The following is a 21371-nucleotide window of genomic DNA, read 5'->3' as shown; positions in this document are numbered from 1 at the left end:
CCAACCCTTTTGCGCCCGGACAGCGGCCCAGCAGACGACTCTATAAACATAGTGTATCGATTCTCAGGTGCCGGTCCACTGGGGAGCTCGCTTCTCGGCGAATGCGATCGCGCCCTCTTTCGCGTCGTTGGACGAAAAGACCGGAGCCAACAGCTTGTTCTGCTCGGCGAACATGGTGTCCGGACTCCAGCCGCGCGACTCGACCATGATCCGCTTGGTCGCGGCCACCGCGAGCGGCCCATTGGCGGCGATCCGTTCGGCCAGATCGATCGCGGCGTCCAGCGCCTTCCCGGGCTCGGCCAGCACGTTCACCATGCCCAGCGCGGCGGCGCGCTCCGCGGAGAGGTTCTCGCCGGTCAACGCCAGCTCCATCGCGATGGCCGACGGGATGCGCTGCGGCAGCCGCAGCAACCCGCCGCCCCCGGCGACCAGGCCGCGCTTGACCTCCGGGATACCGAAGGCCGCATCCTTGGACGCCACGATCAGGTCGGTGGCCAATGCCAGCTCGGTGCCGCCGGCCAGCGCGTAGCCCTCCACGGCCGCGATCAGCGGCTTGACCGGCGGTCGCTCGGTGAATCCCATGCCGCGGCCCTCGACGATCGGCAGCTCGCCCCGGGCAAACGCCTTGAGATCCATGCCCGCGCAGAACGAGCCGCCCGCCCCGGTGAGGATGCCCACCGACAGGCCGGGCTCCGCGTCGAGCCGATCGACGGCCGTCGCCAGGCCATTGGCCACCGCGGAGTTCACCGCGTTCTTGGCCTTGGGCCGGTTGATCGTGATGATCAGGATTCGGCCGCGTTGTTCGGTCAGGACCTCGGGCTCGTGGGATTCGTCGGTGCTCACGGTAGCTGCCCATCTCCTTCGATCGGTGGCTGTTACCGACTGATGGTAGCCGCCGACGGAAATGCCATTGGCACCAGGAGAGAGTCTCGTTACCGAATTTCGGGGTCGTGGTGACGGCCGGACCGGTCAGGCCGGCGCCATCGCGGCCTCGACCGGCGTCAGCTCTTCGGAAAGTCCTGCAGCCCTGCGCAATTCGATGAAGTCGGCGACCATCGCCTCGGTCACCTCGTGCGGGTCCTTGACGGTGGCGCCGTCGGACAGCACGGAGATGTTGAGCTGGTCGACGTAACTCCACACGGTGATGTTGAGTCCGCTGCCCGCGGTCAACGGCCCGACCGAGTAGATCTCGGTGACCTGTGCGCCGCCGACCCGCCCGTGCTCGCGTGGGCCGGGCACGTTCGAGATCGGCAGGTTCAGCACCTTGTTCTGGCCGTCACGGCTGGACGCCCAGCGGAAGAACGACTCGGTGGCCAGCGGCGGCATGTAGTTCGACCACCGGCTGATCAACTCGGGGCCGACCAGGTGGAACGCCTCCTTGGCGGAGACGGCGTTGTCGTGGCAGGCCTGCAGCCGCTCCAGCGGATCATCGAGGTCGGCCGGCAGCGCGATCATCAGCCCGGTGAAATAGTTGCCCGATATCCGTTCGGGTGAGAAGTCGAAACTCGCCGGGACGGAAGCCAGCAGCGGTTCGGCCGTGCCGTCGTACCGCAACAGCAAGGTGCGCAGCGCCCCGGTGGAGATGGCCAGCACCACATCGTTGATGGTCCCGCCGCACTTCTTGCCCGTCTCCTTGATGTCGGCGAGCGCCAGGGTGGCCGTCGCGAAACGGCGTTCCGGAGTGATCCGGTGGTTGAGGAAGGTGGGCGGTGGCGTGAACGGCATGGTCAGCTCCGGCGAGAGTTTGCGCGAGCTGCGCCGGACCCGATTGATCCCCTGCGCGGTATAGCGGAAGGTCGCCGGCAGCTTGCGGGCCTGACGGAGGTGATCGAAGAACGCCGAGCGCACCAATTGCGACTTCGACGGCGCGGGGTCGGTGAGCTGCGGGCCGCTTTCCGGGGTGGGCAGTAGGTCCATGCCGCGGGCCAGCAGATTGGCCGACGCGACACCGTCGGCGAGCGCGTGGTGGATCTTGCCGACCACCGCGACCCGGTTGTCGGCCAGGCCCTCGATGAAGTACATCTCCCACAGCGGACGGTCACGGTTCAGCGGGGTGCTGGCGATGCGCCCGATCGCTTCGTCCAGCTCGCGGCGACCGCCCGGCTCGGGCAATTGCATCGGGCGGATGTGATAGTCGAGGTCGACCTCGCAATGCTCGCGCCACATCGGATGATGGAACTTCCACGGGATGTCGACGAGCTGATAGGTGAAAGGCTCGAGCTTGTTCAGCCTGGCCCCGATGACCTGGCGAAACGAGTTGACGTCGAAGTCGCGGCGATCGGGGTCGATTTCGACGACGGCGACCTTGATCGTGTGCATGTGCACGTTCGGGGTCTCGCTGTACAGCAGTACCGAGTCCCAGCCGCTGAGCCGTTTCATCAGTGCCCCTTCCCCTCAAGCTGGGACCTTACTCAGCGACTGAGCTAGATGACCTCTTTTGACCTGATCTGCACCTTGGTGCGGTAGATCTGGTTGAGGAACAGCGAAGTGGCATGGGCCGCCACGCCGGCGCGCTCGCCGTCGATCATGTCGAAGCCATGTCCGGCCCCGGGCAACTCCAGGTAGCCGACCATCGAATGCGAGGCCGCCCGTAGCCGCTCGACGAAGCTGCGCGCCTGCTCGACGGGAATGACGCTGTCCTTGCTGCCGTGAATCACCAAGAACGGCGGAGCATTCCGGTGCACCCGCGCGATCGGCGACGCGTCGCGGTACAGCTCGGGATGACGGGCGATGGACTTCTTGACGACCACCCGCTCCAGGAACTCGACAAACCGGTCTCGCTCGGGGGTGGAGCGGTCCTCCCAGTCGTAGCGGCCGTAGATGCCGACGACCGCGTCGACCGAGCTGTCCGCGCCCTCCGGCAGTCGGTGCGCGAAGCCCGGGTCGTCGGGCGTGAGTCCGGCCAGCGCGGACAGGTGCCCGCCGGCCGAACAACCCGCCACCGCAACGAAATCGCGGTCACCGCCGAACTTGTCGACGTTGGCGCGCGCCCACGCGATCGCGGTCTTGACGTCGGTGATGTGTCGCGGCCAGCGGTTATAGGGCGCGACACGGTAGTCGATCGCCAGGCACACCCAGCCCTGCTCGGCCAGTCGCGACATCAGGGCGGTGCCCTGCATCATCGCCCGGCCGTGCACCCAGGCGCCGCCCGGGACGAAGATCAGCACGGGGGCGGGCTGGGGCGGCAGATCCTTGCGCCGCCACACGTCCAGCACCTGTGCGGGGTGGTCGCCGTAGTGGACCGCCCGGCGGTACAGGTAACGGCGCTGCCCCAACGCTTCCCAGATCGGCGGCTTCTTGGCGACCACCGGCCAGTCGAGTTCGAGGTCCGCGGCCGACACGATGCCACGCAGCGCCGCGACGGACACCTCGTGTGTGCTCTCGCGGTCCCGGCGGCGCACGTCGTTGATCCCCGGCGTCAGCCAGTCCTTCTTCAGTGCAGAGAAAGCCTCTGGCGCATGCCGCGCTCCCCACACGCCCATCGCGGTCACACCGCCCAGTGGTTCCAGGTGCTTACCCACCACCGGCAGCGAAGCACCGGCAACGCTTAGTGCCAGCGCATAGTCGGCGGGACGGGCCCGCAGCAACCATTTGAGACACGGTGTCATGCTCGGGACCCTCGCCGTCATGTAGGGGACTGTACCCCCACCCCGTCGGAGCAAACTGACGTTTGCGTAGAAGTCCTGCAGTTGCTGCGAAATCGCCGTGTTAAATGTTTGCTAAATCGCCGGATCTACCGCCCTAGACTGAGGTTTTGCCTTCGCTGGGCGCGGGGCGCCCGCGCGCCGCGACGATCCGGATCAGGTAGCAGATAGCGCTCATCCCGAACATCGCCGCGGTGAGCAGCAGCCACCGGCCCAGGAAGGGCTGTTGAGTTTGTCCGGTCGCCGCCTCATAGGTGGGTCCGCCCTGCTCGATGATCCCGGGCAAGAAGATCAACAGCGTCAGCCCCGCTCCCATCGCCGGCACTCGAATGTAGTTGCGGGCGAGCACTTTCGGGTGGGTGTGGGCCGGCTGCCGGGGTGCCCACAGCGCCCGGTCGGCCAACGCGTAGAGCGGGAAGAACAGCAGATCGTGAACGACCACGGCGGCGGCGAACCAGACCGCGATCGACTGCCACCAGGTGCCGGAGTTCCACAGTGTCGCCGGTTTGAAGACGACCAGGATGTAGCCCAGCAGCGCGAAGCCGGACAGCATCGTCAGCAGGTGCAGCGGATGCGATCCGTAGATCGTGGCGAAACGTGGTGCGATTCTTGGCATCTCAACCGCCCTGGAATTCGATCGCGGCCACCCACTTGGTGTTGTGCACACCCGGCAGCGCGGGCACGATGATCCGGGCCGGATAGCCGTGGTCCAGCGACAAGTCGGCGCCGTTGACCCGCAGCGCCAGCAGCGCCTCGGGGTCGCCAATCTGGTTGGCTTGCAACGTCGCCTGCCCGAACGCACCGCCTCGCTGCAGGGATATCACCCGCGCCGAGCGTGGCGCGGGTACGCCCGCGATGCGGGCCAGCTCGGCCAGCCGGACGCCGCTCCAGGTCTGTACGGTCGACCAACCTTCGACGCACGCGATCGGCAGACGCGCGGTGGTCTGCGGCATGCCGGCCAGTGCGGCGCGGTTCAACGCGATCGGCGTGGGCCCGCCGCGCAGCACCAATGACCAGCTCTCGCCGACACTTTCGCGGCTGATGCCGGCGGCGACCGCGGTCTTGTTCACCGGGAAATCACCCCGGCCCCGCCCACGTGGCAGCAGCAGGGCGGCGCCGCGAGAGGCCCCGCCGAGAGTCTGGCCAACGGTGAGGGCCGCGATCAGCACGACGCCGCCGCCGACCAACGCAAGGGCGCCACGCCTGCTCACCGTCGGTTCGGCCGGGTCGGTGGCCACCAAGCCGTCGGCATCGGGCGGCTCCGGACGGGTGTCGGCGCGGCCGGTGCGCAACACGTCGCGCAGCGGCATCGACCGCAATCCGGTGACCATGCGCGGCAGCTTGATCGCGATATGCATCAGGAACCCGGTGATGAAGACCCACGCGCCGAAGTAGTGCGCGTCGTAGAAGCTGAAGCCGAAGATGTAGTCGTACTGGATGTTCAGCACGCCGGTGACGATTTCGAACAGGATCCCGCCGACCAGCATCAGCAGCGACACCCGCTCCAGGAACGCAGCGACCGAGCGGGCGGGCGGCCAGACGAACAGCCGCGGGATCACCGACCACAGCTTGGCCAGCACCACCGGGATGATCACCAGGCCGAGACCCACGTGCAGGCCCTGCGTCAGCCGGTACAACCACGACGGGCGGGTGGGCCAGACGAACAACGGCAGTCGCAGCCAGCCGACATCGGCCGGGATGGCCTGGCCGAATTGCGGTGCGTAGGCGATGTAGGACAGCAGCCCGGTGAGCGTGATGATCGGCAGTGCCACCAACAGCACCAGCCCGAACACCGACGTCAGCCACGGGCCGCGCAGCGGGCTGCGAAAACGGATCAGCAGCCTGGCACCCAAGCCGTTCACGGCGCGGCCAGGCTCGCAACCACCCGACCGCTGATCAGCCGAACGCCGGTCAGCGTCAGTCCGACCTGGCTCGCCAGGGCAGCGGCGCTATCCACCCCGACGGATGCCCAGCGGAACCAGGGACCCACGTCGCAGGCCGACTCCAGCCGCACCCAGCGCTCCCGGATGCCGATCGCGTCGGCCTCGAACTCGGCCACGCAGCGACCACCTCGGCGCAGCAGCTCGGCCGCGCGCGCCAGGATCCGCCGCGGGTCCCCGCCCAGGCCGACATTGCCGTCGACCAGCAACACCGTCTGCCAGCGGCCCATGCCGGGCAGCGGCTCGAACACGTCGCCCAGGAGGGCCGGCGCGCCGCCGCGCCCGGCCAGCCGGATCGCGGTCGCGGACCGGTCGATGCCGAGTGCGGGTATCCCTCGCTCGAACAGCCGCGCCACCAACCTTCCCGGCCCGCAGCCGAGCTCGATTGTCGGCCCGCTGCACATCTGGGTGACGGCTTCGTCGAAGTCCTCGTCGAGGGCATCGACCAAACCTCCGTTCGGGGAGCACCGTGCGCCCAGCCAGCGATGCGCCGGCAGCACCCGAACCTCGCCGTCGTCATGACGAATCCAGCACCGCTCACCGCCGAGCGCCCGATCGTAGAGTTGCCCCAGCATGTCCGCCTTTCGCATCGCGTCCGACCAGGGCGACCCGGAATTCCGGGCCACTGGAGGGTGTTGCAACCGAACCCGCACCCCACTTACACGGGCTACGCCAGCGTTTGGATCATCCGGATCGATAGCAATCCCTCGTCAGCTAACCAGGCCGAAGAGGGGTCGGTCTACCGTCCGGTCGAAACGGTCCACCGAAGTGATTCGGCGCCGAGGCGAGCGTGGACGGGTCCGGAATCAAGCGTTGACTTACATGGCGTCGCGCGCGCCGTTCCAGCCGAACCGCGATGCCGCGCGCTATCTGATTTCGGCCGGGTACGCATACTGGACCGGTGCCGAACAGCGACGTTCACCCTGATCTACGCCGGATCGCGCGCATCGCGCCGCGACAAATCGTCAGTCCCCGCAGCCTGTCCACCATCCGGGTGTTGACCAAGCTGCGCGAGCGCCGCAATCCCGCTGCGTCCCGCCATGCCGAAGTGATCACCCTCGGTTCCGGAGTCGGCATCCGCCTGTTTCGGCCGCCCGGCGTCACCGATCCGGCACCGGCGCTGCTGTGGATACACGGCGGCGGATATGTGATGGGCAGCCCGCAACAAGACGACCGGGTGTGCCACGGGTTCAGCACCAGGCTGGGCATCACCGTCGCGGCGGTGAAGTACCGACTGGCCCCCGAACATCCGTATCCCACGCCGCTCGAGGACTGCTATGCGGCACTGACCTGGCTGGCCGGGCTGCCCGCGGTGGACAGGACGCGAGTGGCGATCGGCGGCGCCAGCGCCGGTGGCGGTCTGGCGGCGGCGCTGGCGTTGCTGGCCCGCGACCGCGGCGAGGTCGCACCCTTCTTTCAGCTGCTGGCCTACCCGATGCTCGACGACCGCAGCTCGCTGACGGCCGAGAACCCGGCCTACCGCCTGTGGAACACCCGCAGCAATCAGTTCGGCTGGTCGGCGTATCTGGGCGACACCGATCCGCGGGTCGCCGTGCCCGCCCGCCGCGACGACCTCGCCGGGTTGGCACCGGCCTGGATCGGCGTCGGGACGCACGACCTGTTCCACGACGAAGACCTCGTCTACGCCGAGCGCCTGCGGGCCGCCGGAGTGCCGTGCGTGGTGGAGACCATCCCCGGCGCCTTCCACGGATTCGACTTGGTGGCACCGAAAGTGCAAGTGTCGCAGCGCTTCTTCGACAGCCAGTGCGACGTGCTGCGCGAGGCGCTGGCCGCGGCGCCCTAGTGCGCGGGATGGGCGGTAACGCCGCCGATGATCGTCGCGGCCACCAGACCGGCGTCCAGCTCGGCCAGCACCGTGGCGGGCGGCGCGGCCAGCACGCACAGGTCGGCCGGCGCTCCGACGTCGACGACCCTGGGTCGGCCCGGTTGATCGGCAGCACCCAGAAACATCGTCAAAGCGGCTGTCGCCGAGACACATTCGTCGACGCCCAGCACCGCGCCGCCGGGTGTGGTGCGGTGTACCGCAGCCCGCATCGCCGCCCACGGGTCGCCGCGACCGAACGGCATGTCGGTCGATAATGCCAAGCGCACCTTCGCTTTCCGCAGCGATGCGACCCGCCACAGTGCGGCGTGCTCGGCGGCGGGAATCTCGGCGAGGTACTGGTCACCGCGTTCGGCGACGAAGTTGGGCTGGGTCACCACGGTGAGCCCCTCGGACCGGGAAAGGTCCGCGAGGTCGGCGAGGTTGTCGTCGTCGACGACCGCGGCGTGCTCGATGCGATCCCGCGGATGGCTGCCGGCGGCACGCAATGCCGCGATGGTGACCACTAACTGAGCCGCGGTCACGCAGTGCACGGCAACCGGCTGTCCGCCGGCGTGGCGGTCGGCGATCCATTCGGTCAGCGAGTCCAGGTCGAGACGGTCGTCGTGCAGGATCTTCTTACCCGGAGCCAAGAAAGACAGCCGCGGTGCGAACTCTCCGTGCCGGTGCGCCACCAACAGCGACACCATGTCGTCCGCGCCCAGATCCGGTGTGGCGTCGGTGACTCCGGTGACTCCGACGGCGGTGAGGCGCCTACTCAGTTCGGTGAGGTCGCTGGTTTGACGCTGCAGCACCTCGGACCAACGGTCGCTGGCGCGCAACCGCCCGTCGGGGTGGTCGGCCATTCCGAGCAGTCGCAGTGCCCCGGAATTGAGGATCCACAAGGCGCCGCTGCGGTGCTGGACGCGGACCGGACTGTCTGCCACGATGGCGTCGAGCGCGGACCGATCCAGCTCACCGGCGACGGATTCGTGGTAGCCGATCGCCCGGATCCATCCGTCGGCATTCGGCGTGGCCGCCGAAAGTTCATGTGCCAGTTGATCTTTGGTGTGGACTCGAGGCGGTCCGAGTATCACCGAATTCATCGCCGCGGCGGCCGAGCGCAGATGCACGTGGTGGTCGTGCAGGCCGGGCAGCACGGTCGCGCCGTGCGCGTCGAGCACGGTCTCGCCACTTCTGGATGTGAGGCCGTCGCCCATCTCCTCGATCTGCGCTCCGACCCGGATGTCGGTCACCGTGCCGTCCAGCAGGGTAGCTCGCTGAATCAGCATGACAGCAAACGTCTTTCGCTGACCAGCTGGCGGACGCCCTCGTTGTCCGCGCCCAGTTCGGCGGCGCGGCGGTGCGACTGCGGCGGCTGCGGCGGGGGCGCCGGGCAGTCGGCCACCGACACCGCGCGGGGCAGGGCGGCATAGCCCGCGGCGATCCCGGCCATCGACAGCTGAATCAATTCGCCGCCACCGCGGACCAGCGATTCGGCCACGGCCCGGGCGGCTTCCAGCCCGGTGAGCGGATCGGCGATGGCGTCCCCGCAGAACACCGGGCCGTCCGCGGCGGCGCCGACCAGGCCACCGGCCACCGCGGCATCGTCGCCGAACGCCGGCCGGCCGGGGTGCTGGTCATACCCGCTGATACGCAACCAGATTCGGCCGGCTCGCGGCGCAATATGGTCGGGGCCCAAACGGCGCCGGTCCAGTGCCGCGGGTCGCGAGCCCTCGATCACGATGTCGGCGACCGCGAGCAGCTCGCGCAGCTCGTCGGCCTGGCTGTCGAAGTCTAGGCAATAGGCCAGCTTTTCGCCGTTCATCCAGTCGAAGAATGCGCGATTGCCTGCCCGGGTGCCGTCCGGTCGTCGTGGGCTTTCGACTTTGACGACGATGGCTCCCGCGCGGGCCAGCAGCTGCCCGCACAGCGGACCGGCCCACATCGAGGACAGGTCGGCCACCAGCAGGCCCTCGACGTCTCGCGCGGCGCCCACGCTGCCCATTCGCGCTACTCGCGCCGACATGGCGGCGGCCTCGCCCAGGATGGCCGCCGGCAAGTCGAGCAGGCCGGCCCGTTCGGTGATCGCCGAGGCGAGACGCGTTGCGGCCCAGCGCTGCAGCATCGGCCAGGGATCGGCGGGCACCTCGTCGGCTTCCAACAGTGCGGGGACAGCGGCGATGTCGTCGGGACGCGACAGCGTCAGCGCGCACCAACCGTCATGCGCTGCGAGCAGCCGGGTGGCACCGCCGGCCGAAATCCGGCCGCCGCGCCGCAATCCGAGCAATCCGGCCCGGCCGGCCAGCAGGGTGGCCGCACCGACGGTGATGCCCAGATGGGTGCCGACCGCCGTCGCGACCTGCTCGGCGCGGGCCAGCACCTCGGCGCGGGAGAAGTCCGGCGGTCCGCCGGGCAGGCCGGTCAGGCAGGCCAGCCCGCTGCTCCCCCACCGGGACGCCGCGTTGCTCACCTGGACCATTGTGCTCCGGGTTAGAATTGCAGCGCCCGCAGTCGCCAGTCCAGCACCGGCCGGTCGGGCTGTTCGGCCCCGTCACCGACCGCGTAGACCAGCGATCGCAGTCGCAGCACGCCGGCGTCGGCCGACTCGACACGCAGTTCGCTGTACAGGGTGTCGCCCTCGTAGACCGGCCCGGTGTGATCGCACGACTCCCAGCCCAGCACCGTGCCCAGGTTGGGCAGCAGCCTGTTGGCCTGCGCGAACGCCAGCCCGATGGTGTGTCCGCCATACACCAGCCGGCGCCCACCGGATCTCCAATCATGGTGTGCTGCAGCGATGTTCAGGGTGAGCCGGGCCAGCTCGGGCGCACTGCTGACGACGTCGCCGGTGCTGCGGCGCACCGCACCCGCCAGTGCGGTGTCGAAATGCGGTCCGGGCACCCGCTTTCGGAAAGCCTCGCCGTTCCAGTGCGCCGTCGGCGCAACAGCGGGCGGTGCCGCATCGGCACCGATCGTGGACAGATCGTCGGCGGGCGCGTTATCGGGATCGAAGTCCGGGCTCGCGGGCAACATCGCGCAGCGGTAGAAATCGAGCACCAGCTGATCGGCCTGGTCGATCGTCGTCATTCGCAGCGCGGCAAGACCAGTCGGAGCCCGGCCGGGCTTGGCCGAGTTCGCCCGCAGCCCAACGACTTCGGTGCGGGTATAGAGGGAATCGCCGATGACCGGGAATCGGTGGAAGGTCAGCCCGCGGTAGAACAGGTTGGCTTTGACCCGCTGGGTGACCAGCGTGCTCTGCCCGATCGCGACATCGCAGACCAGTCCGGGGTGCGCCAGCGGTCCGGGCGCGCCCGTCACCGCGGCACAAAGGTCGGCGTCCAGGGCCAGCCGCAGCCGGTCCCCGAGGATCGCCTGATGCGCGGCGGCCATCCCCGCCGAAAGTGTCGCCACCGGTGCCCAGTCGAAGACCTGGCCTCTGGACAGATCGTCGAAGTACGGCCCGCCTTGCCGGATTCCCGCATACCCGTTACCCGTCACAACGCCTCATGCTGGCAGGCTGTCGAATCGAAGCGCAATGCCGGAGGTGGCACGGGGAAGGGTCGGAGTTGGACGACGAAGAAGACATGCTGGTCGCCACGGTGCGGGCCTTCATCGACCGGGAGGTCAAACCGACTGTCCGCGAGGTCGAACACGCCAACGCCTACCCCGAGGCGTGGATCGAGCAGATGAAGCGCATCGGCATCTACGGCCTGGCCATCCCCGAGGAATACGGCGGTTCGCCGGTATCGATGCCGGGGTATGTGCGGGTCACCCAGGAGCTGGCCCGCGGCTGGATGAGCCTGGCCGGCGCGATGGGCGGGCACACCGTGGTCGCCAAACTGCTGGTGTTGTTCGGCACCGAGGAGCAGAAGCGGACCTACCTGCCGCGGATGGCCACCGGCGAGGTGCGGGCCACGATGGCACTGACCGAGCCCGGCGGCGGCTCCGACCTGCAGAACATGTCAACCACCGCGCTGCCCGACGGCTCGGGCGGCCTGCTGATCAACGGCGCCAAAACCTGGATCAGCAACGCGCGTCATTCCGGGCTGATCGCGCTGCTGTGCAAGACCGACCCGCACGCCACACCACGGCACAAGGGCATCTCGATCGTGCTTGTGGAGCAGGGTCGGGGTCTGACGATTTCCAGGGATCTACCCAAGCTCGGCTACAAGGGCGTCGAGTCGTGCGAGCTGTCCTTCGACAACTACCCGGCTCCCACTTCTGCCGTCCTGGGAGATGTTATGGGCGAAGGCTTTTCGCAAATGATGAAGGGCCTCGAGACGGGGCGCATCCAGGTGGCGTCCCGCGCGCTGGGCGTGGCGACCGCGGCACTCGAGGATGCGTTGGCCTATGCCCAGCAGCGGGAGAGCTTCGGCCAGCCGATCTGGAAGCACCAGGCCGTCGGCAACTACCTGGCCGACATGGCCACCAAACTCACCGCCGCCCGCCAGCTCACCCGCTACGCCGCGCAGCGTTACGACAGCGGCGAACGTTGCGACATGGAAGCCGGGATGGCAAAACTGTTCGCCTCGGAGATCGCGATGGAGATCGCGCTCAACGCGGTACGCATCCACGGCGGCTACGGCTACTCCACCGAGTACGACGTCGAACGCTACTTTCGCGACGCGCCCTTGATGATCGTCGGGGAGGGCACGAACGAGATCCAGCGCAATGTGATTGCCGGCCAGCTGGTGGCCCGGGGCGGTATCTGAGCGGGGCCGAATCGGCGCTTGACCTCCGCTTGTGCGCTATATTTGCCTGACTTGCGCACCAGCAAACCGGCGCGGGAGTAAACCTGTTGGACCGAAAGAAAGTCGGTTGCCATGAGTTATCCCCCAGGGCCGTACGAAGGCTCCCCCGAGTGGCAGGGCCAACCCCAGCAACCCGAGTGGCAGGGGCAACCGGAGTGGCAGGGTCAACCGCAGCAACCGGGCTGGCAGCAGCCACCACAACCGGGTTGGCCGGCCCAACAGCCGGGCGCCTGGCCGGGCCAGCAGGAACCGGATAACTACCTCGTCTGGGCGATTCTGTGCACGGTGTTGTGCTGCCTGCCGTTCGGGATCATCTCGCTTGTCTACTCCAACAAGGTCTCCGGACTCTGGGCGCAGGGCCGGGTCGCCGAGGCGCAGGAAGCGTCGAGCAACGCCAAGAAGTGGGCGATCATCGGCGCCATCGCCGGTGGCGTGACCTATGCGATCATCGCAATCCTCTACATCGTCATCGCCGTGGTCGCCGTGTCGAGCATCCCGTCGACGACCAGCACCACCTTCGGGGGCTACTGACCAATCGGTTGCGCGCCAACGTAAGTCGCATCGATCAGCCCCCAGCGCAGCGCCGTGTCGACACCGACGGTCCGGCCGGACAGCACCAGATAAGCCGTTCGCCAGCGGCCGATGCGGCGGGTGATGCTGACGGTTCCGCCGGCACCAGGGATCAATCCGAGGCTTAATTCCGGCAGCGCGAAGAGCGAATCCTGCTGCGCCTCAACCCATCCACAGAATGCGGCCATCTCCAAGCCGCTGCCCAGCACCCGGCCGTGCAGCTGCGCTCGGCAGGACCTGCCGAGCTTGGCGGTCAGCGCGTCGAGCGCCAGCGCCGGGCTGTGACGGGTGCGGGCCAGGTGCGCGCTCGCGGGATCGGCGAAGGTGCCGAATTCGGCGAGATCCCCGCCGCTGCAAAACGAGGGACCGTTGCCGCTCAACACGATCCCGGTGACCGACGGGTCGAGCTGCGCGACGGTCAGTGCCTCCAGCAGTGCCGCGCGTGCGTCGGTGGAAAACGCGTTGTGGCGATGTGGGCGATTGAACCTGACCAGCAGCGTGTCGCCGTCGCGCTCGGCCTGCACCGGGTCGGGAATCTCGGGCATCCGGGCCGGGCCGCGTTCGGCGAGCCAGCGCGCGAACTCCGGGCCGGCCTGCAGGGTCGAGTAGGCCAGCGATTCGGTCACCACCGCGGCCAGCGTCGGGACATCGGGCGTCATCGCCCGCAACACGTCGTCGCAGACACTGCTGGCCTGCGGCCAGTGCTCACACCGCTTGCGCAGCTCGGCGAGCGTCTCGGGCACAGAATCGACGGTGATCACCCGCCGGTCGGCGCAGGTGTCCTCGGTGAGCGTGAAAGTTGCTGTGTCCAGCCAGGATTCGTTTCGTGCGATCTCAGCGGCCGATGCGACGCCGACGACCACCCCGGGCGGCGAGGGCAAGGCCGCCTCCGGCGCACTCGACGCGTCGACTACCCGGAACATCGGTCACACCGAATACTTCTCGATCAACGCATTCTTGTAGAGCTTGCCGGTGTCGGTGCGGGGCAGCTGAGTCTCGAACGCGATCGAGCGCGGGCATTTGAAGTGCGACAGCTGGTCTCGCAGCCACGTCATCAGTTCGTCGCCGAACTCCTCGGTGGCATCGGCCTGCTCGACGGTCTGCACCGCCGCCACCACCCGCTGACCCATCTCGTCGTCGGGCACCCCGAACACCGCGGCGTCCAGCACCTTCGGGTGGGTGACCAGAAGATTCTCGGCTTCCTGCGGATAGATGTTGACACCGCCGGAGATGATCATGTGGTGGCGCCGGTCGGTCAGGTACAGATAGCCCTCTTCGTCGAGGTAGCCGATGTCGCCGACGGTGGTCCACCCGTGCTTGTCTCGGGATGAGGCGGTTTTCGTTGGGTCGTTGAGGTATTCAAACGAAACCCCGCCTTCGAAGTAGATCTCGCCGGCCTCGCCGGGCGGTAGCTCGTTGCCGTTCTCATCGAGAATGTGCACGGCACCGCCCATGGGTTTGCCGACCGAACCCGGATGTGTCAGCCAGTCCTCGGCGAAGATCAGCGTCGACCCGTGCGCTTCCGACGACGCGTAATACTCGTCGACGATCGGTCCCCACCACTCGATCATCTGCTTCTTGATCTGTACCGGGCACGGCGCCGCGGCGTGCATCACCCGTTTCAGGCTGGACAGGTCGTATGAATCACGAACGGCCTGAGGCAATTTCAGCATCCGGACGAACATGGCCGGCACGAACTGGCCGTGGGTGATCCGGTGCCGCTGGATTGCGTCCAGCGTCCCCTCGGCGTCGAATTTCTCCATCACCACCGTAGTCAGACCGGCGCCCTGCACCGTCATCGACCACACCGACGGCGCGGTGTGATACAGCGGGGCAGGACTCAGATACACCGTGTCGCTGTCCATCCAGAAGTCGACCAGAGCCGACATCATGCCCGGCGCGTCTTCCGGTGGCACATGCGGCAATTCGCGTTTGATCCCCTTGGGCCGGCCGGTGGTGCCCGAGGAGTACTGCAACAGATCGCCCTCGATCTCGTCGTCGATCGGGGTATCCGGTTGATTCGCAACGCATTCCGGGTAGCGTTCCCAGCCCGGCAATTCACCGTCGGCGATCAGCAGCAGTTCGGGTAGACCGTTCGGCAAATGTTCGGCCAGGCCGGCGAGGGTGTCGCGCAACGCCGCCGAACCGACGATCGCCTTGGCGTTGCTGTTGTCGATGATGTAGGCCGCCTCGGCCGCGGTCAGGTGGGTGTTGATCGGCACGTAGTACAGACCGCTGCGCCGGGCCGCCCACATGGCCGCGTGGATGTGCTGATTGTTCTCCATCAGAATCGCGACGCTGTCGCCCTCGCGCAGACCCGCCTGACGGAACCGGTGCGCCAGCCGGTTGGCCCGTGCTTCCAGTTCATCGAAGGTGACGACCGTTCCCGATGGGTACAGGATGATCGCCGGCTTGTCGGCGCCGAGATAGGGGCGGATCTGCATGCGAAGACTGTACCGCCGCCAAATTTGACGGGTGTCAAGTGGCCGGTCTCAGTGCAGAAAGTCCAGCACGGCCGACATGAACGCGGCCGGTGTTTCCAGATGCGGCACATGGCCGGTGTCGGGGACCCCGACGAAACGGGCGGCGGGCATCCTGGCCGCGACGGCCTGGGCCAGTGCGGCGATATTCCCTTTGGCGGATTGCTCGTTGGGCGCGGTGTACTTCGCGCCGACATAGGTGCGGTCGGACCGGCCGCAGACGAACAGCGTGCGGGCGGACAACGACGCGACGAAATCCACTGCGGGCTCATTGAGCAGCATGTCGGTGGCCGCCGCCGAACTCTGCACCCAGCGCTCGAACTCCGGTGAGCGCCCGCTCGCCGTCCGCACCGCGACGAACGGATCGATGAGTCGAGGATCTTTGTTCACGAAATAGTGCGCGATGTACTGCCGGATCTGATCGGCGGTCGAGGACCGTTCGTCGGCTGCCCAGTCGTCGTGGCCCACCTGGCGGATCAGGTTGTGCCGGTAGTCTTCGAGTCCCATCGGGTTCTCCAGCACCAGCGCGGCCACCCGCTCGGGCAGTGCCCGGGCCATCTGCATGGCCACCAGCCCGCCCGTCGAATGACCCACGACGGCAACGGAATTCACGGTGAGGGCGTCGAGCAGCGAACGCAGGTGTGTCACCAGCGATTCCGCGGTCAACGTCGAGGGCTTGGTGGACTTACCCCAGCCGACCAGGTCGGGAACGATGATCCGGTAGCCCTCGCGACGCAGCGCCGCGATGACGTCCGTCCAGTAGGCGCCGAAGAAGTTCTTCCCGTGGACCAGCAGGACCGTGCCCCGGGGCTGCGCGCGCTCGGGCGCAATGTCCATGTACGCCAGCCGCGCCCGCCGTTCCCACTCCGGAGCCTGGCGATCGATCCATGCCGCTTGGGCGACGTGCGTGACGTCGAGATAGTGCACCGGATGGGGATAGGGATAGCCCTCCAAGCCGATACCGAGGGCGTCACCCGAGGGCCACGGTATCGGCGGCTCGGCGTCACGTGGCCCTGCGGGCGTGCCGCGACAGGCGGAAACCAGCAGCCCCGCCGCGACGAGTGCATGGCGGCGGTCGACGATCACGCTTCGATGATCTTCACCGGCGCCGCCGCCGTGCAAGTTGCGCTGGTAGGACTAGCGCGTCAGCCGTGCGGCGCCTCGGAGATCTTGGAGTCCGGCTTGCCCAACGTTTGGCACCAGGTCTGTGCGGACAGTCGCGTCGCGGAAATCTCCAGATTGGCCGGATCCTGGCCGCTCTTGTCCTTCAGCATTTTGCTGACCTCGTCGTTCTGCTTCTTCTCGTCCTGTGTGGTGAAGTCCTTGCACTTGGTGTCGCCGCCGGTGTTGATCACTTGCGACGCCGAGCATCCGCTGAACAGGATTCCCGCCGCTGCAATCACAATCGTGAGCGCGGGGGTTGTCTTGGACTTCACAGACTTCATCGTCGGCCTTCCGGGTTCGGGTGTTAGCTATCTATACACCGCAGCGTGCGGTTCCAAACACCCGTTTGCCGAGAACCCGGGGAATGAATTCGGGCTGACGCGTCTTGCGCGCCAGCCCGATTCAACGTTGCCCGCGGTGTTACTCGGCCTCGGCGAGCCGCTGCTTGAGCGCCTCGAACTCGTCGCGGACGCCGGTGGGCAGCTTGTCGCCGACGAACTCGAACCACTCCTCGATCAGGGGCAGTTCCTCGCGCCACTCGGCCGCGTTGACCGCCAGCGCCTTGGCCACGTCGCCGCCCTCGATCTCGAGCCCGTCCAGGTCCAGGTCGTCCGCGCTCGGCACGATGCCGATCGCGGTGTCCTGGCCGCCGGCCTGGTGCTCGATGCGGTCGACGATCCACTTGAGCACCCGGCTGTTCTCGCCGAAACCGGGCCATAGGAAGCCGCCGTCGGAGTCGCGACGGAACCAGTTGACGAAGAACACCTTTGGCAGCTTGGACTCGTCGGAGTTCTTGCCCAGGTCGATCCAGTGCTGGAAGTAGTCACCGACGTGGTAACCCAAGAACGGGAGCATGGCCATCGGGTCGCGGCGCACGGTGCCGACCTTGCCCTCGGCGGCGGCGGTCTGCTCGCTGCCCATCGTGGCGCCCATGAAAACGCCGTGCTGCCAGTCGCGGGCCTGCGTCACCAGCGGCACCGTCGTCTTGCGGCGCGCACCGAACAGGATGCCGGAAATCGGCACACCCTGCGGGTCGTCCCACTCCGGCGCCAGGATCGGGCACTGCGACATCGGGGTGCAGTACCGCGAATTGGGGTGCGCCGCTTTGGTGTCCGTCTCGCGCAAGATCCAGTCGTTGCCCTTCCAGTCGATCAGGTGGTCCGGCTCGCCTTCCAGGCCTTCCCACCACACGTCGTGGTCGTCGGTCAGCGCGACGTTGGTGAAGACGGTGTTGCCGGCCTCCATGGTGCGCATCGCGTTCGGGTTGGACTTCCAGTTAGTGCCCGGCGCGACACCGAAGAAGCCGAACTCCGGGTTCACGGCGTACAGGCGGCCGTCCTTGCCGAACCGCATCCAGGCGATGTCGTCACCGAGGGTCTCGGCGCGCCAGCCCGGAATGGTCGGCTGCAGCATCGCGAGGTTGGTCTTGCCGCACGCCGACGGGAAAGCGGCGGCGAAGTAGTACGCCTTGTTCTCCGGGGAGATCAGCTTGAGGATCAGCATGTGCTCGGCCAGCCAGCCCTCGTCGTGCGCCATCGCCGAAGCGATCCGCAGCGAGTAGCACTTCTTACCCAGCAGCGCGTTACCGCCGTAGCCCGAGCCGTAGCTCATGATTTCGCGGGTCTCGGGGAAGTGGGTGATGTACTTGGTGTCGTTGCACGGCCACGGCACGTCTTTTTGGCCCGGCTCCAGCGGGGCGCCCACCGAGTGCATCGCCTTGACGAAGAAGCCGTCGTCGCCGATCTTCTCCAGCGCCGCCTTGCCCATCCGGGTCATCACCTTCATCGAGATGACGACGTACTCGGAGTCGGTGATCTCCACGCCCAGCTTGGGGTCGTCGGCACCCAGCGGGCCCATGCAGAACGGCACCACCCACATGGTGCGACCGCGCATGCAGCCGCGGTACAGGTCGTTCATCGTGGACCGCATCTCGGCGGGGTCCATCCAGTTGTTGGTCGGGCCCGCGTCGATCTCGCGCTCGGAGCAGATGAAGGTCCGCGACTCCACCCGCGCCACGTCGGACGGGTCCGACAGCGCCAGGTAGGAGTTGGGCCGCTTCTCCTCGTTCAGCTTCTTCAGGGTGCCCGCCTCGACGAGTTGCGTGGCCAGCCGGTTGAACTCCTCGTCGGAGCCGTCAGCGAACACAACCCGGTCGGGCTGGGTGAGCTCGGCGACCTCCTCTACCCACGCCAGCAGCCCCCGATGATTCGTGGGTGCGTTGTCTAGACCGGGAATGGTCGCTGAGGTCATCGAACTCTCCTGAATTCATCTCCGTACGCGCGGGCATATTGTGATTGCGTATGCAGTCGCCCACACAGATATTGACATGGTGGCGTTAGCTACAGGTTATCGCGATCCCCTTGCTGGGGAAGGCCCGGGCGGGTATAAGCCTTCTCACAACAACGATTCAGAAGCGTCTATTCTTCTTCATCCGCGCTCCTCCAAGCCGTTTTGACGTTCTCTGCCCCGCCGGCGTCTCCGGCGGAATCATCGTCGCGGGGAATACCCGGTTCTCCGAGTTCTGCACGCACGGCGTCCAGCGCGGCCTGAACCGTCGGCATCTCCCGGTCCCGGGCGGCGGTGGCCCGCGCCGTGGCGATGGCGTGCTCGCGCAGCTCGGTGTCGATCACGCTGACCTGTTCGGACACCTGGGTGTTCTCGGCCTCGTCGTGCGCGACCAGCCCGGTGCTCAGCAGCGACTCGGCGGCCAGCACGCGGGTGGCGACCAGCTCCTCAACGACGGATTTCAGCGCCGACGTCAGATCTGCCGTCCAGCGGTCCAGCAGCGCGCGGTCGCGCAGCAGGGCGCGCAGTTTGACCACGAGCGCGGTGACCGCCACGCCGACCACCACGCACACCACCGCGCCGGCGACTTCCAGCGCCGGATTCAGTCGACGGGCGACACCAGCGACCAGCCGCGACAGCGTCAACGCGACGCCCACCCCGAACCCGACGCCGAGCAGCAGCATCAGCCAGGTCTCCTGCCGCCGGGATTTCAGCGGGGGCGGGGCGACGTCGACGGTGGGCAGCTGCTCGATCGGCGGTAACTCCATCGGCAGATCCAGCTCGCGCGCGACGTCGTCGAGCTGGGTGGTGGTGCCCTCGTTCACCTCGCTGACCACCTCTGCGGCCCGGCCCCGCGCGTGCGCCTCGAATCCGGCCATGTCGCGCCGGGGCAGATGCGCGGCGTCGGATTGCAGCTCGCTGCGCACCGACGAGCATCGGTTCAGCGCGAAGTGCGACAGCTGGACGCGCGCCTGCTGGGTCTGGCCGCGCATCCGGATGGTGCGCTCGGATTTCGCTTGCCGACGCTCCCGCAACGCGGTGCTGCGCTCCTCGCGCAGCGCGTCGACCCGGGCCCGCCGTCCGGCGCCGTCGGCGTCGCGATCGAACCGCCGCGCGACCGTTTGAAGTCGGGATTCCCAGGCTCGCAATCGATTTCGGCGCCCGACATCAGTTGCGTCGAGTTGCTCCGCGACGGTGTCGACCAATTCGTCCAGCTGCGGCTCGCCCAGCTCGGGCGCGGCGGCCGCACCGACCCACGGCACCTGGGCGTAGCGCGGCGCATGTGCGGCGAGCTTGTCGCGGTTGGCGCTCAGTACCTCGCGCCAGGCGCGGTGCACGTCGATCTTCGAGACCACCGCGACGACGACGTCGGTGTGCTCGCAAGCGGCGTCGAGCAGCGCGCAGTCCGACGCGGTGAGTTCGGCGGCCGCGGAGACGACGAACACCACCGCCGTCGGCGCCTCGCCGGGCTGCAGATCCGTCGACTCGACGAACTTGTGCGCGGGCAGCCGCTCGCTCAGCGCGGTGGCCACCCCCGTCACGCCGGCCATCCACGGGCCGGTCACCAGGACGACGTCGCGGCGGCTGACCACGGGCGACTCCAGCCGCGGCCCGATCGCCGCCACGAGTTCGTCGACCTGGGCAGCCGGATCGCCGGACACAGCGCCGCTCATGCCGCCCCCCGGCTCCGCGACCACAGCCGCAGCGATCCGCGGGCGATATCCGCACCGCAGCTGCGGTGCAATTCACTCGCCGATCCGCGGCTGTAACGCTGCCAGCGCTGCGCGCGGGGCAGGTGTCCGGCCGCGTCGTCGTCGCCGTCGACATCCAGCCCGGCCGCTTCGGCCACGTCGACGGCGGCGGCCATCCGCGCCAGCACGGTGTCGTCACCGGACAGGAATTCGCTGATCCGGTCCCCGTTCACGTGGCCGACAGCCAGGGCCTCCAGCTCCGCGGCGGCATCCAGCACCCGCCGGTAGCGCACCTCGGCGCCGAGGGCCGACAACCGGGCGATCACCGCGTCGACGCCGCTGACCCGCCGCAGCAGGGCCCGGACCTGTGCCGGCGTGCCGCCGCGACGCACCGCGGCGACGCCCAGCGCGGTGCCGAACAGGTCCAGGCTGTCCAGCAGCCGCAGCCGCGCGTCGGCCGGAACGGGGTTATCTGCCGCGGCGAATTCCTCGAACGAGCCGTCCAGTCCGGCGGGGTGGGCGCCCAGCGTCCGCAACGCAGTCCACGAGGTGGCGTCCAATCCGTCGAACGCGGAGACCGCCAGCAAAGCGATCATCGGTTCGACCGGGCCGCCGACGACCTCGGCGAGACGCGCGCTTTGGTGTTGTGCCCGCACCAGCGGACCTGGACCGCCGCGGCCCGACAGCGAGCCGAGCAGGTCGGCCTTGTTGAGCACGGTCAGCACCGGGCGGCCGGCGGCGGCGATCGCCTCGGCGTCTTCGGGTTTGACCACTTCAGCGATGACCTGGACAACCACGTCGGCCGCGCCTTCGGCCGGGGTCACCATGATTCCCGGCGCCGCCGCTGCATGACCCAACGCGCGTGCCACGGTGCCGCGCCCGACTCCGGCGCGCCCGTGTACCGCCACCCGCAGCGGCGCCGCGACTTTCTCGGCGATCGCGCTCACGCGCGCGTCGTCACACTCGGCAGCAAACCGTGCCAGCTCGTCGGTGAAAACTAGGCCTCCCCGTACCTTCATTTCC

At 68.1% G+C, this 21371-nt stretch carries 19 protein-coding genes; 3 read left to right on the top strand and 16 right to left on the bottom strand.

Annotation, left to right across the window (positions count from 1 at the left end; translation table 11 throughout):
- Positions 1-63: 63 nt before the first annotated feature.
- From AC5Y5O_RS07480 to AC5Y5O_RS07455, 6 genes are all read right to left on the bottom strand, one after another.
- On the bottom strand, positions 64-843 hold the full coding sequence (locus AC5Y5O_RS07480) for a crotonase/enoyl-CoA hydratase family protein (protein WP_096283924.1): 780 nt from the start codon (positions 841-843) through the stop codon (positions 64-66).
- A 126-nt stretch (positions 844-969) separates the two neighbouring features.
- Positions 970-2379, bottom strand: coding sequence for a WS/DGAT/MGAT family O-acyltransferase (locus AC5Y5O_RS07475; protein ID WP_096283922.1), 1410 nt, complete (start codon positions 2377-2379; stop codon positions 970-972).
- A 44-nt stretch (positions 2380-2423) separates the two neighbouring features.
- Entirely contained in the window at positions 2424-3629 is a 1206-nt protein-coding gene (locus tag AC5Y5O_RS07470; RefSeq protein ID WP_096283920.1) for an alpha/beta hydrolase, read from the bottom strand.
- Between the two features lie 112 nt (positions 3630-3741).
- A complete protein-coding gene (locus AC5Y5O_RS07465; protein WP_096283918.1) occupies positions 3742-4260 on the bottom strand; it encodes a hypothetical protein in 519 nt (172 codons plus the stop codon).
- Position 4261: 1 nt separating this feature from the next.
- Positions 4262-5506 (bottom strand): molybdopterin-dependent oxidoreductase, encoded by a 1245-nt coding sequence (locus AC5Y5O_RS07460; protein WP_096283916.1) that lies wholly within the window; start codon positions 5504-5506, stop codon positions 4262-4264.
- Complete coding sequence (locus AC5Y5O_RS07455) at positions 5503-6159, bottom strand: methyltransferase domain-containing protein (RefSeq protein ID WP_096290810.1); 657 nt, start codon at positions 6157-6159, stop codon at positions 5503-5505. The genes AC5Y5O_RS07460 and AC5Y5O_RS07455 overlap by 4 nt, the downstream gene beginning before the upstream one ends.
- A 326-nt stretch (positions 6160-6485) precedes the next feature.
- Here AC5Y5O_RS07455 and AC5Y5O_RS07450 point away from each other — a divergent pair, with 326 nt between their 5' ends.
- Positions 6486-7388, top strand: coding sequence for an alpha/beta hydrolase (locus tag AC5Y5O_RS07450; protein ID WP_096283914.1), 903 nt, complete (start codon positions 6486-6488; stop codon positions 7386-7388).
- Here AC5Y5O_RS07450 and AC5Y5O_RS07445 read toward each other — a convergent pair.
- Genes AC5Y5O_RS07445 through AC5Y5O_RS07435 form a run of 3 tightly spaced genes read right to left on the bottom strand, consistent with a single transcriptional unit; the run spans position 7385 to position 10904 of the window.
- Complete coding sequence (locus tag AC5Y5O_RS07445) at positions 7385-8698, bottom strand: amidohydrolase family protein (RefSeq protein WP_096283912.1); 1314 nt, start codon at positions 8696-8698, stop codon at positions 7385-7387. The genes AC5Y5O_RS07450 and AC5Y5O_RS07445 overlap by 4 nt on opposite strands.
- Complete coding sequence (locus AC5Y5O_RS07440; RefSeq protein ID WP_096283910.1) at positions 8692-9888, bottom strand: CoA transferase; 1197 nt, start codon at positions 9886-9888, stop codon at positions 8692-8694. The genes AC5Y5O_RS07445 and AC5Y5O_RS07440 overlap by 7 nt, the downstream gene beginning before the upstream one ends.
- A gap of 11 nt (positions 9889-9899) precedes the next feature.
- Positions 9900-10904 carry a MaoC family dehydratase gene (locus AC5Y5O_RS07435; protein ID WP_096283908.1) on the bottom strand — a complete coding sequence of 335 codons (1005 nt, stop codon included), beginning with the start codon at positions 10902-10904 and terminating at the stop codon, positions 9900-9902.
- A gap of 8 nt (positions 10905-10912) precedes the next feature.
- Between AC5Y5O_RS07435 and AC5Y5O_RS07430 the strand changes: the two genes are divergently transcribed.
- Both AC5Y5O_RS07430 and AC5Y5O_RS07425 read left to right on the top strand, forming a co-directional pair.
- Positions 10913-12118, top strand: coding sequence for an acyl-CoA dehydrogenase family protein (locus AC5Y5O_RS07430; protein ID WP_096283906.1), 1206 nt, complete (start codon positions 10913-10915; stop codon positions 12116-12118).
- 111 nt (positions 12119-12229) lie between these two features.
- Positions 12230-12688, top strand: coding sequence for a CD225/dispanin family protein (locus tag AC5Y5O_RS07425; protein ID WP_096283904.1), 459 nt, complete (start codon positions 12230-12232; stop codon positions 12686-12688).
- On the opposite strand, the gene AC5Y5O_RS07420 is transcribed toward AC5Y5O_RS07425, so the two are convergent.
- The 7 genes from AC5Y5O_RS07420 to AC5Y5O_RS07390 all read right to left on the bottom strand — a co-directional run bounded on the left by AC5Y5O_RS07420 (position 12682) and on the right by AC5Y5O_RS07390 (position 21367).
- A complete protein-coding gene (locus AC5Y5O_RS07420) occupies positions 12682-13650 on the bottom strand; it encodes an enoyl-CoA hydratase/isomerase family protein (protein ID WP_096283903.1) in 969 nt (322 codons plus the stop codon). The two genes, AC5Y5O_RS07425 and AC5Y5O_RS07420, sit on opposite strands and share 7 nt — an antisense overlap.
- A 3-nt stretch (positions 13651-13653) precedes the next feature.
- On the bottom strand, positions 13654-15171 hold the full coding sequence (gene fadD4, locus AC5Y5O_RS07415) for a fatty-acid--CoA ligase FadD4 (RefSeq protein ID WP_096283901.1): 1518 nt from the start codon (positions 15169-15171) through the stop codon (positions 13654-13656).
- Between the two features lie 48 nt (positions 15172-15219).
- Positions 15220-16293, bottom strand: coding sequence for an alpha/beta fold hydrolase (locus AC5Y5O_RS07410; RefSeq protein WP_500024413.1), 1074 nt, complete (start codon positions 16291-16293; stop codon positions 15220-15222).
- A gap of 59 nt (positions 16294-16352) precedes the next feature.
- Positions 16353-16652: a hypothetical protein gene (locus AC5Y5O_RS07405; RefSeq protein ID WP_423790842.1), complete on the bottom strand. Its 300-nt coding sequence runs from the start codon at positions 16650-16652 to the stop codon at positions 16353-16355.
- Positions 16653-16791: 139 nt separating this feature from the next.
- Complete coding sequence (locus tag AC5Y5O_RS07400; protein WP_096283897.1) at positions 16792-18621, bottom strand: phosphoenolpyruvate carboxykinase (GTP); 1830 nt, start codon at positions 18619-18621, stop codon at positions 16792-16794.
- A 167-nt stretch (positions 18622-18788) separates the two neighbouring features.
- Positions 18789-20330 carry a hypothetical protein gene (locus AC5Y5O_RS07395; protein WP_096290808.1) on the bottom strand — a complete coding sequence of 514 codons (1542 nt, stop codon included), beginning with the start codon at positions 20328-20330 and terminating at the stop codon, positions 18789-18791.
- Positions 20327-21367 (bottom strand): hypothetical protein, encoded by a 1041-nt coding sequence (locus AC5Y5O_RS07390; RefSeq protein WP_500024410.1) that lies wholly within the window; start codon positions 21365-21367, stop codon positions 20327-20329. The genes AC5Y5O_RS07395 and AC5Y5O_RS07390 overlap by 4 nt, the downstream gene beginning before the upstream one ends.
- Positions 21368-21371: the final 4 nt, after the last annotated feature.

It is taken from the genome of Mycobacterium sp. NGS40 (assembly GCF_059812735.1).
This window is presented reverse-complemented; position numbering and strand designations above follow the sequence as displayed.

What these genes read in the sequence shown, in the direction of transcription:
- AC5Y5O_RS07440 (WP_096283910.1), bottom strand. Translation starts at nt 9,888, where the DNA reads ATGGTCCAGGTGAGCAACGCGGCGTCCCGGTGGGGGAGCAGCGGGCTG.
- AC5Y5O_RS07465 (WP_096283918.1), bottom strand. Translation starts at nt 4,260, where the DNA reads ATGCCAAGAATCGCACCACGTTTCGCCACGATCTACGGATCGCATCCG.
- AC5Y5O_RS07395 (WP_096290808.1), bottom strand. Translation starts at nt 20,330, where the DNA reads ATGAGCGGCGCTGTGTCCGGCGATCCGGCTGCCCAGGTCGACGAACTC.
- AC5Y5O_RS07390 (WP_500024410.1), bottom strand. Translation starts at nt 21,367, where the DNA reads ATGAAGGTACGGGGAGGCCTAGTTTTCACCGACGAGCTGGCACGGTTT.
- AC5Y5O_RS07425 (WP_096283904.1), top strand. Translation starts at nt 12,230, where the DNA reads ATGAGTTATCCCCCAGGGCCGTACGAAGGCTCCCCCGAGTGGCAGGGC.
- AC5Y5O_RS07455 (WP_096290810.1), bottom strand. Translation starts at nt 6,159, where the DNA reads ATGCTGGGGCAACTCTACGATCGGGCGCTCGGCGGTGAGCGGTGCTGG.
- AC5Y5O_RS07420 (WP_096283903.1), bottom strand. Translation starts at nt 13,650, where the DNA reads ATGTTCCGGGTAGTCGACGCGTCGAGTGCGCCGGAGGCGGCCTTGCCC.
- AC5Y5O_RS07430 (WP_096283906.1), top strand. Translation starts at nt 10,913, where the DNA reads ATGCTGGCAGGCTGTCGAATCGAAGCGCAATGCCGGAGGTGGCACGGG.
- AC5Y5O_RS07405 (WP_423790842.1), bottom strand. Translation starts at nt 16,652, where the DNA reads ATGAAGTCTGTGAAGTCCAAGACAACCCCCGCGCTCACGATTGTGATT.
- AC5Y5O_RS07470 (WP_096283920.1), bottom strand. Translation starts at nt 3,629, where the DNA reads ATGACGGCGAGGGTCCCGAGCATGACACCGTGTCTCAAATGGTTGCTG.
- AC5Y5O_RS07475 (WP_096283922.1), bottom strand. Translation starts at nt 2,379, where the DNA reads ATGAAACGGCTCAGCGGCTGGGACTCGGTACTGCTGTACAGCGAGACC.
- AC5Y5O_RS07445 (WP_096283912.1), bottom strand. Translation starts at nt 8,698, where the DNA reads ATGCTGATTCAGCGAGCTACCCTGCTGGACGGCACGGTGACCGACATC.
- AC5Y5O_RS07400 (WP_096283897.1), bottom strand. Translation starts at nt 18,621, where the DNA reads ATGACCTCAGCGACCATTCCCGGTCTAGACAACGCACCCACGAATCAT.
- fadD4 (WP_096283901.1), bottom strand. Translation starts at nt 15,171, where the DNA reads ATGCAGATCCGCCCCTATCTCGGCGCCGACAAGCCGGCGATCATCCTG.